General features: G+C 44.2%; 13 protein-coding genes. 4 read left to right on the top strand and 9 right to left on the bottom strand.

Going from position 1 to position 12,301, the window contains the following annotated elements; all coding sequences use genetic code 11:
- Window positions 1-14 precede the first annotated feature (14 nt).
- Complete coding sequence (locus OH456_RS01120) at window positions 15-239, bottom strand: DUF2909 family protein (protein ID WP_081411502.1); 225 nt, start codon at window positions 237-239, stop codon at window positions 15-17.
- A gap of 13 nt (window positions 240-252) precedes the next feature.
- Here OH456_RS01120 and OH456_RS01115 point away from each other — a divergent pair, with 13 nt between their 5' ends.
- The 4 genes from OH456_RS01115 to cyoE are packed head-to-tail and all read left to right on the top strand — an operon-like array spanning window position 253 to window position 3,722.
- Window positions 253-1,014 (top strand): SURF1 family protein, encoded by a 762-nt coding sequence (locus tag OH456_RS01115; protein WP_270032620.1) that lies wholly within the window; start codon window positions 253-255, stop codon window positions 1,012-1,014.
- Window positions 1,015-1,022: 8 nt separating this feature from the next.
- Entirely contained in the window at window positions 1,023-1,595 is a 573-nt protein-coding gene (locus tag OH456_RS01110) for a hypothetical protein (protein WP_270032619.1), read from the top strand.
- Window positions 1,596-1,641: 46 nt separating this feature from the next.
- Window positions 1,642-2,808 (top strand): COX15/CtaA family protein, encoded by a 1,167-nt coding sequence (locus tag OH456_RS01105; RefSeq protein ID WP_252039590.1) that lies wholly within the window; start codon window positions 1,642-1,644, stop codon window positions 2,806-2,808.
- Between the two features lie 11 nt (window positions 2,809-2,819).
- Window positions 2,820-3,722 (top strand): heme o synthase, encoded by a 903-nt coding sequence (gene cyoE, locus OH456_RS01100; RefSeq protein WP_038221602.1) that lies wholly within the window; start codon window positions 2,820-2,822, stop codon window positions 3,720-3,722.
- A gap of 127 nt (window positions 3,723-3,849) precedes the next feature.
- On the opposite strand, the gene OH456_RS01095 is transcribed toward cyoE, so the two are convergent.
- From OH456_RS01095 to OH456_RS01060, 8 genes are all read right to left on the bottom strand, one after another.
- Entirely contained in the window at window positions 3,850-4,869 is a 1,020-nt protein-coding gene (locus OH456_RS01095) for a porin (RefSeq protein ID WP_270032618.1), read from the bottom strand.
- A 467-nt stretch (window positions 4,870-5,336) separates the two neighbouring features.
- Window positions 5,337-6,239, bottom strand: coding sequence for an amino acid ABC transporter permease (locus OH456_RS01090; protein WP_270032780.1), 903 nt, complete (start codon window positions 6,237-6,239; stop codon window positions 5,337-5,339).
- Between the two features lie 8 nt (window positions 6,240-6,247).
- Window positions 6,248-7,018 carry a transporter substrate-binding domain-containing protein gene (locus tag OH456_RS01085; protein WP_420883083.1) on the bottom strand — a complete coding sequence of 257 codons (771 nt, stop codon included), beginning with the start codon at window positions 7,016-7,018 and terminating at the stop codon, window positions 6,248-6,250.
- An 81-nt stretch (window positions 7,019-7,099) separates the two neighbouring features.
- Window positions 7,100-7,894: an amino acid ABC transporter permease gene (locus tag OH456_RS01080; protein ID WP_006069113.1), complete on the bottom strand. Its 795-nt coding sequence runs from the start codon at window positions 7,892-7,894 to the stop codon at window positions 7,100-7,102.
- On the bottom strand, window positions 7,894-8,616 hold the full coding sequence (locus OH456_RS01075; protein ID WP_270032617.1) for an amino acid ABC transporter ATP-binding protein: 723 nt from the start codon (window positions 8,614-8,616) through the stop codon (window positions 7,894-7,896). Before OH456_RS01075 ends, OH456_RS01080 begins: the two co-directional genes overlap by 1 nt.
- 127 nt (window positions 8,617-8,743) lie before the next feature.
- Complete coding sequence (locus OH456_RS01070) at window positions 8,744-9,457, bottom strand: DUF1028 domain-containing protein (RefSeq protein ID WP_270032616.1); 714 nt, start codon at window positions 9,455-9,457, stop codon at window positions 8,744-8,746.
- Window positions 9,458-9,503: 46 nt separating this feature from the next.
- A complete protein-coding gene (locus OH456_RS01065; protein WP_006069110.1) occupies window positions 9,504-10,895 on the bottom strand; it encodes a YfcC family protein in 1,392 nt (463 codons plus the stop codon).
- A 46-nt stretch (window positions 10,896-10,941) separates the two neighbouring features.
- Window positions 10,942-12,177 carry a M20 family metallo-hydrolase gene (locus tag OH456_RS01060; RefSeq protein ID WP_096442255.1) on the bottom strand — a complete coding sequence of 412 codons (1,236 nt, stop codon included), beginning with the start codon at window positions 12,175-12,177 and terminating at the stop codon, window positions 10,942-10,944.
- Window positions 12,178-12,301 lie beyond the last annotated feature (124 nt).

The raw sequence follows: 12,301 nt of genomic DNA, 5'->3' as shown, positions 1-12,301 counted from the left end.
TTTAGAGAACTGACTTAATAAGGGCGGGGGTTAGGAGCAAGCAATCCACTTTGAAGGGCGATGATCAAAAGAATAATAACGATCGCAGAAAATAAGACACGGCGACCCAGATAGTGACTCATGGGTTTATCAGAATTAGGGTCGTCTCGCACCATTCGAATTAAGGCAAGCGCTAAGTTAAAGATGATGAAAAGTAACAGCAGTACTAAAACAATCTTAAACAATAGTGTCGGTGACATTGAGGTTCCTCACGTGGCTTGGTTCAAATCGGTGAAATTCTGGGTCGGCTTTGTATTAACTGTGGTTGTGTTTTCTACTTTGGTCAAATTAGGATTGTGGCAGCTACAGCGAGGTAACGACAAATCACATATGGAGTCGATGTTGACTCAGCGAAGTAAGCTGCCTCCGGTTTCTTTAAGTTCTGTCCATTTTTCAAACACGCCTCAATCGAACAGTGATTATCTTGATTGGATAGGTGTCACCGTCTTTGCTGAGGTCACACCTCTGCCAGAGCTTTTTTATTTGGATAATCAGACCTTTGAAGGACAAGTTGGTTATTTGGTGTTTCAGCTTATTATCGATGACCAGTCACGCTTTTTGCTTCTTGAACTGGGTTTCGTTAAAGGAATGGAGCAAAGACAGTCATTACCTGTTGTTGAGCCTTTAACCCAACCTCTGATGATAACCGGGCGTTTATATCAAAAGATGGACAGCCCTTTAGGTAATGAGCTCTACCCTGAAGATTTTACCTCTTCGATTTCTACCAGATTTCGAATTCAGAACTTAAATATAGGTTCATTGGCAGAGCTTACTGGTAAGCCCTTACAAGCATGGGCGTTGCAGCCTATCGATTCAACAACGCCTTATGCTCACCCTTGGAAACCATTGTCTATGAACTCGAGCAAACACTATGGGTACGCTTTTCAGTGGTTCTCCATGGCGTTGGTATTTGCCTTCGTAGTAGGTATTGCCGTGTATCGATGGGCCAGAAAAACTCATTCAACAAGACATTAGGAGCGTTTATGAGCACAGGGATGACGACACATTCGCTTAAGCCCAAAGCCGTGTTAAAAGGACGACTTACGCTATTGGCGTTGATTCTGTTTTTTGCGTTGCCGTTTATCGTCGCGAAGGCGATTCTGAGTAACCATTGGTATGAGTCTGGCGTGACCAATCATGGTCAGCTGTTGGAGCCTCGAGTAACGTTTGAGTCACTGGGAATGGTGAACCCTCTTCAAGGAGAGAGTTGGCAGCTTGGTTTTATGCTTCCTGCTACATGCGATGATGCATGCTTAAATCGCTTATACGTCATGGGACAAACATACTTAGCGCTAGGAAAGTATAAAGAGCGCGTGACACCTGTTGTTTATGTACAGACCGGACAAGTACTGCCTGAACTACCGGATTCGGTGACCGTGTTGACCGCTAACGATGCTTTCTCGGCTTTAGTGCCATCACAAGGGTATGTCATTACCGACACGTTAGGTCAAGTCGTGATGTTTTTTGAACCCACAACTAAGGAGCAACAAATCGCCCATAGCAAGGGGTTGTTATCCGATCTAAGAAAGTTACTCAAGTTATCGCGAGTAGGGTAGAAGCGAAAGGTTGAGCGCACCAGTGTTGAAGGCATAAGGAGTTGCAATGAGACTGATAGATTTGGTGAAAGGGGCGTTGGTTCTGACCGTTGTTGTCATCGCAATGGGGGCTTATACACGCCTTGCTGATGCTGGTTTAGGTTGTCCGGACTGGCCAGGTTGTTATGGCCATCTTACGGTTCCGAGCAATAACGTTGATGTTGCCGTTGCTAATACTCTTTTTCCCGAGCGAGCGGTGGAGCCTCATAAAGCTTGGCTAGAAATGATACACCGTTATTTGGCAGGATCTCTGGGTCTGGTTGTGTTCGCGATGACCTACCTGGCATTAAGATATGAGCGTACACGACTAGGGGTGGCTTTGCCGTTGTCGTTATCTTTAGTGATTGTCTTCCAGGCTGCATTGGGGATGTGGACGGTGACGCTTAAGTTGATGCCAATTGTAGTCATGGGTCACCTGATAGGCGGCTTTACGATGTTTTCTTTACTATTTTTCACATATTTAAAACTACGTCCGAACGTGACAGCGACGCGGCAGGATAATAAAGCGAAATCTAAATCTGCGGTAAGTGCGACCTTTCAGCCAACAGTGGTTGAAGCTAATATCGTGACTGGTGAGCCAAAGATAATTGGTCGTCGACTCAAAATATTGGCTGGCTTGGCTCTTACCGCAACCATCTTACAAATAATACTCGGCGGTTGGGTATCTTCAAATTATGCTGCTGTGGTGTGTACCGCTTTGCCGATTTGTGAAGGCGAATGGGTGCGCTATCTCGACTTTAAAACCGCTTTCACTCCAGTCCATTCTGGCTTTGATAATTACGAATTTGGCGTACTTGACTATGCTGCACGAATGACCATCCATGTGAGTCATCGTTTTGGTGCGATTGTGGTGACTTTACTCGTTGGGATATTAGGCCTGAGCTTGCTAAAACATAAGCAACGCGTGGTACGCAACGTCGCAGTACTGTTATTAGGACTGTTAGCGATTCAACTTGCACTTGGGGTGAGCAATGTGGTGTTCCATTTACCTTTGCCAATAGCTGTTATGCATAATCTGGGCGCTGCGCTACTTCTATTAAGCCTAATTCAAGCTAACTATATTATGTGGAATATACGGTACGCTCAATCAGAAAAGCCGACACTGACAGTTATTGAGTCGGAGAATAAAGTTGAGAGACTGAAAGCATCTGGAGACAAGGAGAGTTCTCTATGAATAAACTGACAATGGCGGCGACAAGTCGTGTGGATTCCGTCGTTAAACCAAGACTCAACTGGCGTGTGTATTTAACATTGACCAAACCGAAAGTGGTCGCATTAATGATCTTAACAGCTTTGGTTGGGATGTGTTTGGCGATACCGGGAGCCTTGCCTGTTCAGGCTACCGTGCTGGGATTGTTGGGTATAGCTTTAATGGCTGGTTCTGCAGCAGCTTTCAACCATCTAATTGACCGTCGAATTGATGCTGTCATGGCTAGAACCCATAAACGTCCGTTGCCATCAGGAGACTTGAGTGTTGGTAAAGTCTTTACTTTTGCACTGAGTATTGGCGTATTAGGTTTTGCAATATTAGCTTTGGGGGTGAACTGGTTAACCGCTTGGCTTACATTCGCTAGCTTGCTTGGCTACGCTGTTGTGTACACCTTGTATTTAAAGCGAGCGACGCCACAAAATATTGTCATCGCAGGTATTGCTGGTGCGATGCCGCCGTTGTTAGGTTGGACCGCGGTCACAGGAGAGCTGCACGCTAATGCTTGGTTACTGGTAATGATTATCTTCATATGGACGCCACCTCATTTTTGGGCATTGGCGATTCATAGAAAAGATGATTACGCGAAAGCCGATATTCCTATGCTTCCGGTGACTCACGGGATTGAATACACCAAGACTTCTATTTTGCTTTATACCATTTTGTTGGCATTAGTGTGCTTATTACCCGCCTTAGTTGGAATGACAGGATTGGTGTATTTGGCCGGTTCGACCTTCTTGAGTGCAGGTTTTATCTATTATGCTTGGAAATTAAAGTATGCGGCAACAGAAAAGACAGCAATGGATACTTTTAAATTCTCCATTATGCATTTGATGATTTTATTTGTAGTGTTGCTGGTGGACCACTACCTACCAATTTAATTCTTCAATAATAAAAAAACAGCCATCACAAGGTGATGGCTGATAGGGCGTTTGGATTTAAACTAGCTGCCAGGAAAGATCTTCGGTCATGTTAATCCATCCCATCTAACAAAAGTGCAGTTTAGAATTAGAACGTGACGATAGCGCCAACACGTCCTGCTGTATCTTTGTCGCCTTTAAGGTCTTGTGAGATACCTGCGTAAGTCGTGAAGTAATTAGTAAATTTGTAGTGTACGCTTGCCGCGATGTTTTGGTCTGTTTCGTCAGCGATATCGAACTTAACTTGTTGGAATGCAGCAGCAAGACGAATACGGTCTGTTAGGTCGTATTTAGATGCTACTTCAAAACCTTTATAGTCTTGGTCTAGCAGTTTACCTTGAGTATATAAACCACCAAGATATAGGTCATTTAGCTGATAACCCGCACCAACTAGAACGTTTTGGCTTTTCGCTTCGTCAATGTTAGTTGTTGTCCCGCCAATTTTAGACGTGATATCAGTATCTTTTTGATAAGCATAACCTGCACCGAAGCTAAGACCGCCAAGTTGGTACTGCGCAGCAATGCCATAACCTTGATCTACAGTGCCTGAGATATCAGCGTCGTATTTGTTGAATGAATCAGCGCTGCCGCCGCCACTAGCGTTAGCTTTAACTTTAAGATCCCCGAATGTACCGATATACAACAATTGGTTTGTCGTACGGTCAGCAGTAGCTGTTTTGTTACCCGCTTCGCCGCCGAACGCATCAAGAATATCAGTGTAGTCAGTAATGATACCTAAAGAACCATCCGTTTTACCATATTGGAGTTCGTTGTTCTCGCCAGCAATGCCAACATATAGGTAGCGGTTATCATACCCGTCGCCGCTTGCCTTACCGTCGGTCATACTTCCTCGGTTGAACTCTTCTTCAAAGAAACCTTTAGCTTGAACGCCGTCGGCAATTTCTGTTGTTGCTAGAACATTCACACGCGCACGGCTAGTGTCGGTAACCGCTCTACCATTGCTACTGTTGTCAAAATCAGCACGCGCTTCAGCTCGACCGCCCACTGCTAGGTTCAGATTATCACCTTTATATACGTCAGCTGCATTCGCTGCCGTTGCTGATAAACCTGCAATAATAGCCGCTGTTAAAAGAGAAACTTTCTTCATGTTAAATCCCTATTTAGTCTCTAATAAGTTTTATTATTAATACGCTCTTGGCTCGTCGTATCTATAAATAGGCTAAATGATTATTAACAAAGCTATAAGTGCAGACAAATGGAATTAAAGTTTCAGTAAATGGCTAATAGAATATATTTCCGACGATGATCTTTATGGATAAATTAATTTATATTTAAAAATAGGCTATGAGTTACGGTATGTCGGTACTTGTGAGGGTGTTATGTAAGTTCGGGTAATGTTATGTATTAAATGTAATATTATGTCGTATTATAAAGGCGCTAGGTTTATATAAAACCGTATGGTTAGATAATAATGTTTATACCTAAAAGTATGACGTGGTTAAAATAATTGGCGGTTACTAATAATGTGAGTATGGATAAGAAATGACCATAACATACTATTACGGCCATAATTTGAATGTTCTGTCAGAAAGTAGTGCTTAGGTTTGCGCAGTGTTAGCGCTGGGTTACTTCTAGCTTTTTAAACAATAGCGATAATGAAAAGCAGAGCAAAAAGTAGCACAGACCCACGATTAACCAGATCTCAAATATCAATCCAGATGAATTAGCGATTTCAGTGCCAACAAATGTCATCTCTTGTATCGAGATCAGTGAAACAATCGAGGTGTCTTTGACTAAGGATATGGCTTGACCGGCTAAAGCGGGGCTTATAGTAGTAAGCACTTGAGGGGCAATAACATCACGATATTGATGCCATGTAGACAAACCTAATGATTGGCCAGCTTCCCACTGACCTTTTGGTATAGCGTTAAGCCCTGCTCTGACAATTTCAGCGACATAGGCTGAGGAAAGCAGACCTATGCATATTACGCCGGATAGTAAGTTCTCCCATAGTGATTGGGGGCCGAATAAGAAGGATTGCCAGCCACTGATTTCACTACTGCTACCACGAAGTAATTCAGATAACCCCAGTAATGGAATTAGCTGATTGGAAATAAAGAAATAGAAAATAAATATGAAGACGAGTGGTGGAATATTCCTTACTAGCTGAATAAAGATATTTGCTGGAACCCGCAAAAACACCATATTTGAGTGCTTCGCTAGTCCAAGTAGAGTGCCTAGGGAAAGCGCCAACAGCATACCCCAAATACTAAGGCGCAATGTCGAGATAGCGCCTTGAGCGAAGTAGGGCAGTCCACCATTGCTAGTGGGAGTAAACACCAACTCAAAAGCCTGAGACCATCGCCAATGGTAATTAATACCGATGGAAGAGCGATAGCCGAGCCATGCTAGTAGTACAACCAGCACGGTAATAAGAACAAGATCCAAAGTGGATAAGCGCCACTTCTTTTTCATTGCACCATCGCGATATTTACGACTTGTTGTGTCGGTGTTCATCATAATATTTACTGTCCGCCAGCGATTTGATCTTGCCAATCAAGAGTAGAGAACCAGTACTCATAGCGGTCTTTTAGCCAACCATCATCGGTACGAGCCTGAATCCACTGATCAAAGAATGCTTTTTTGTCCTCTTCACCCAAGCGCACTGCAAATGCTTCGTTACCTTTTGATAAACGCTCACTAAACGGAATAAACAGGGCATTGGCGTGTTTAATTGCTTCATGCTCTGGCTTAGGGCTAGATGCGATCACTGCATGCGCGTTACCGTTAAGTACTTCTTGAAACGCTTGGGCGTCATCGTCAAATTGTAAGACTTTGGCTTTAGGGAAGGTTTCACGAGCAACTTGAACCGTATAGGCGCCTCGTCTTGCTGCGATCTTAACTCGACGAGAATCGAAGTCTTCAATGGTCGAGAAGCCTTCTGCAAGTTTCTTACTCGCGGCAATTTGAACCCCTGAATGAGAGTAAGGTGTAGTGAAGAGAACACTCTTAGAACGCTCTGGTGTGATCGACATACCTCCGATGATCACATCAAATTTTTGCGCCAATAGAGCCGGAATAATACCGTCCCAGGCAGTGGGAACAAATTCTACTTTCCAGCCTGAGTCCTCTGCGAGGCGTTTAGCAACATCGATTTCAAAACCAATTAAATCACCTTGTTTGTCACGCATAGCCCATGGAACAAAGGTGGACATACCAACGCGTAACGTGCCTCGTTCATTGATCTTGTCCAGGTTTGGAGTGTCACTGGCAGCGACACCTAGAGACACCGCCATACCGATAGCAGCGGTAGTGATGGCTCTAATTATGTTTTTGAGTTTTCCTTGCATAGTCTGACTCCTTGATTGCGATTTAAGTTAAATCGATTGCGATTGGTTTAAGCGATGCTCCAACCAAGCGGATAAAGCGGATAACGTAAGTGTTAGTACTAAATAAATAGCGGCCACGGTAAACCAAATTTCAAAAGGCATGGCCGTTTCTGAAACGATGTTGCGACCCTCTGTGGTTAAATCGAAAATAGCCATAACGCTGACGATGGATGAGTTTTTTATTAGCGATACGATTTCATTGGTGAGTGGAGGGACAGTGCGTCTCACGACTTGAGGCAGTATCACATCGTAATAGGTGTAGAATCGCGACAAACCTACTGAACGGCAGGCTTCAAATTGCCCTTTAGGGATGCTGTTTAAGCCTGCTCGCAATATCTCAGCTGTATAAGCACCTTGAAATAAAGCCAGCGCGAACACGGCAGTAGAAAAACGATCAAGACCTATAATTGGACCAAACACAAAGTAAAGCAGGTAGATTTGAACAAGTAGTGGTGTATTTCGAATCCCTTCGACATAACAATGAGCTATGCCACGACCAACGACTGAGTTTGATGTTTTAAGTAAGGCAGTAATGAGTCCAAACAACAAGGTGAAAACGAGCGCTAGTCCACTGATTTTGAGTGTTACGACAAGTCCTTCAAGCAGCTCAGCGGGCCACCACTGTCCATCTTCATAAAAGGCGAGGTAATCGGGTACGCGTTCCCACTGCCAGCGATAGCCCATCGCTTGGGCTCCGCTATCGAGCAGCCAAACAAGCGCGACAGTGACTAATGCGATCTGTATCAATGCCGATAGAACTGGCTTAATAATCTTTAATATCATCAGTGATTTAAGATCTTATCTAAGAAGGCTTTTGTTCTAGGGTGTTGCGGATTATCAAAAATCTGGCTCGGCGGAGCGGATTCTAGAATTTGTCCTTCATCCATAAAGATTACTCTGTCTGCCACACGTTTTGCGAAGCCCATTTCATGAGTAACACAGAGCATGGTCATCCCTTCTTCTGCCAACTCAACCATCACATTGAGCACTTCACTGATCATCTCAGGATCGAGCGCTGAAGTTGGTTCATCGAACAGCAATATGTCAGGCTTCATACAAAGAGAGCGCGCTATTGCTACCCTTTGCTGCTGACCACCGGATAGTTGAGAAGGGTACTTGTTCGCTTGCTCGGCGATTTTCACGCGATCAAGCATTTCGAGTGCACGAGATGTGGCCTCTTTTTTAGATAGCTTGAGTGTGCGAATAGGCGATAGAGTGAGATTTTCTAACACAGTAAGGTGTGGAAATAAATTGAAGTGCTGGAATACCATACCAACTTGTCCGGGCTTTATTCCACTAGAGTTTATAGCTTGCCCCAATACTTGGATGTCACCATTATTGTATTGTTCTAATCCGTTAATGCAGCGGATTAATGTGGACTTTCCTGAGCCTGAAGGGCCGCAGATTACGACAATTTCACCTTGGAGGACTTCGAGGTTAATTGCTGAGAGAGCTTGGAATTCCCCAAACCATTTATCGACGTTGTTAAAGCTGACAGCGTTCACTTGGAACCCATTGTTTTTGTTATATGCGTCTACATTAGCAATATCGTTAAGCTATAACAAGCGCTTGAGAAGCTAGTTGAATAATAAGTGTGTCAGAAGTGATGTCACACTTCTGACACCAGAAGATTTAATGGTCTACTTGTCGAGGGAGCTCAGATAAAAACGCTTGAAAGCTTCTTTCTCGTACTTTATCCAGAACAAAGCGAAGCTCTTCGATAAGGTCGGCCTTTGCCCAATCTATGCGGATGTCGATCGGTGCGAGATGCGCAAATTCAATACGCAATGAAGCAGAAACTGTACCTCGTTTGTCTCCACCCGCTGATAAGGCCGCTTCTAAAGCGCTAATAAGTGCATCGGGCAAAGTTGCTTCATAGTCTGGTTTATATTGAGGGGCCTCAATGTGCTCCAATACCGCTTGGGAGTTTATGGCCGTTTGTTCAATAAATACTCGACTGAACTGCTCTAAGACTTGATGTCCCTCTAACATATTGCCTGCCACTGCAATAGTTGGATAGCTAAGGTGGCCAATGTAGGCAATGTTGTCGCTGCCATTTAACGCAGCGGATGCTCCGTTTTGGTCCATAACAAGACATTGTCGTTGACTATGCCCTGAGTCTAACGCAGTCAGTTCGTTGATAATATCTCTGGCGGAAGTACCTTGCTGTAATTTGTTTTTGGCAAAGTCTGCATACCAAGGATTGGTAAATAACCCTTGGGTAGCACATGCACCAACGGAGCGCCAAGAATGATTGACATATCCGCCAACGCAAGGACCTCCTGTCGCAGTAATGGACGCGGAGGTTCCGGTTAATGGATTAAAATGTAATAGAGATATTGTCATAGTCTTCTGGAAATGGGAGGCGCAGTGCCTCCACTTATAATTGAAGTTAGTAGCCGATTAATTGGCCAATGAATAGTGCGACCCAGCTTAGTCCGTATACCATAAGCATGAATGGCATAATGGCTTTAAGCCATTGCTCGTAAGAGACTCGTCCCAATGCCAGCATAGCTAAAGTACCGCCTGATGTTGGAACAATTAGGTTGGTTAAACCATCGCCAACTTGGAATGCAGTAATCATCAGCTGACGACTCATTCCTACTAAATCAGCAACAGGAATTAGAATCGGCATAGTTACCATTGCTTGTCCTGAACCTGATGGAACAAACAAGTTGATAATACCTTGCACGACACTGGCTACGATCGCAGAGATCGCAATTGGCATATCTTGGATTAGAGAGCTAAGTGCATTAACGATAGTGTCGATGATCTGTGCTTGATCCAGAATCACCTGAATGGATGCCGCGACACCGATTACCAAGGCACCTGCGGTTACACCTGATGCACCAACCATCATTTCCTTGACGATTTGGTTAGCATTCATTTTGTTGATGATACCGATAACAATCGCCATGAGCAGGAATAAACCTGCAATCTCATTGATGTACCAACCATTGGCGAAAACACCATAAAGCATCACACCAAGGCCTGCAACAAAAGCAGCAAGCGTGAGCTTGTTCTCTCGATTCATCGAGTATTCGCTAAGATCTTTCTTAAGCCCGGCGGAGTCATCTTGTTCTACAAAGTCCATTTTGGTGACTTTCTTGCAGATAAAGAGTGAAAGAAGAGCCAGCGAGGCGATAACAAGAGCGGTACGCAGGCCAGCGCCAGAGAAAGTAGGCAGTTCTGCAATACCTTGAGCAACACCTACGGTATATGGGTTAATAGGTGACAAAGCAAAACCGACACCGATACCACCCACTGCCATTACGGTACCTACTAGGCTTGAATAACCGACCGCCGCGGAAATCAAAACAGCGACTGGGACCAACGCAATGTTATTTTCAAAACCAACCGCAACACCGAAGAAACCATAAATAAACGTACCAATAGTGATTATTAGGTTACGGTTTTCTACTCCTACGCGATTTACTGCGACACCAATAGCATTTTCTAATGCTCCGGAACGTTGCAGAATATGGAACAACCCACCAGCGATAAACACAATGAACAGGTAAGGTGCTGCACTAATCAAACCTTTCGGAATGGCGACGAAAATATCAAAGAAATGCACCGATGGTGCATCTTGAAGATACGTAAACGACTCAGGAACTACCGTTGTTTTTCCATCAACAACGGCCCTTTCAAATACGCCTGCTGGAACGATAAATGTGAGCAAGTAAGTTGCCACCAAAATGCCAAAAATTAAGACCATAGGGTCTGGCATTGACTTGTACCAGGGGCGTTTCGATGTTGTGTCAATCTGATTGGTCATTTCCATGTCCAATATTCTCCATAGTTTGATTCTAGGTTGATTCTTTACGTTTTTATATCGCTAGGCAGAATTCTTTTAGTACTTGTAAAGATGCTTGTAAGTCTTCCTGAGTAATCGCTTCGTCAGGATGATGACTTACGCCATCAGTGCATCGCATGAACAGCATTGCGATGTCGGTTAGAGAGCTGACCGCGAGGCCATCGTGACCAGCTCCACTGAATAAGGTTTTCGGTTTAATACCACAGGTTTCGATAGCTTGAGTTAGCTTATCTGACAGGGCCTTTGAACATTGAACGGCTTGTTGCTCATAGGTCTGAGTATGGTCGTAACTGAGATTGAGTGCGTTAAGTTGTTGCTGAATAGACGCTAAAAATGTCGCTCTTGCTTTACGGCGCTTCTCATCAATAGGAGAGCGAAGTTCAACGGTAATATGCGTTTTCTGTGGGATGACGTTCACGCCGTTAGGGTAGTTTTCTATTTTTCCTATCACGCCAACGAGATCTCTATCACTTTTACACAGGGCATCAAAAGTGCTGATTACACTTGCAGCGCCGACAAGAGAGTCTTGGCGGTTGTGCATTGGAACAGTACCAGCATGTCCCGCTTTGCCATGAATGGTTATGGTATGTCTTTCTATCCCAGTGATAGCGGATACAACACCGACTGGCAGTTGTTCGGCTTCAAGCTGTGGGCCTTGTTCTATGTGCAGCTCAACAAAACCAATGACTTCTTCTGCGTCGTAGGCATCATTTTCTATTTGCTGTGTCTCACAACCAAAGTCGTGAAGTGCGTCTTGCAGCGATACCCCTTGTGGATCCTTAGCGTCGAGCATTGCAGGGTCGAAAATACCGGAAATGGCTTTCGAGCCGAGTAGTGTTGATTGAAAGCGAGTGCCTTCTTCATCACTAAAGGCGATGACATCAATGTTGTACGGAAGTTGAATATCTTGCTGGTTCAGGTGGTGAACGAGAGCGAGTGGGGCAACGACTCCCAAAATTCCATCGTACTTACCACCATTAGGAACGGTGTCTTGATGTGAACCAAAGATGAGAGTCTTTGCGTTTGATTCCGCGCTGGCGTATCGGCCAATTAGGTTGGCGGCATTGTCCATTCTCACTGACATGCCTGACTCCATCATGTATTGCTTAAGTAGATTGATGGCCTCTTTATGTTCTTTTGTGGCACAAAGACGGGTTACGCCTTCTACATCAGGGTTGGTTGTCTCAGAACATTTTGCTAGTTGCTCAAGCCAATCCCAAGCTAGTGATGAAGTGGATGCAATGGTCATATTTATTCTCGTTTTTGATGCTGCGTTTACTTATTTATCATGATAAATTGGCAAAATACACTATTTATCATGATAAATGCAATCGATGTCGTCGCTTTTGTGAGTATGATTTGTAACGATATTG

Origin of the sequence: Vibrio sp. La 4.2.2, from assembly GCF_027586995.1 — a bacterium.
GTDB classification, from domain to species: Bacteria; Pseudomonadota; Gammaproteobacteria; order Enterobacterales; family Vibrionaceae; genus Vibrio; species Vibrio mediterranei.
This window is presented reverse-complemented; position numbering and strand designations above follow the sequence as displayed.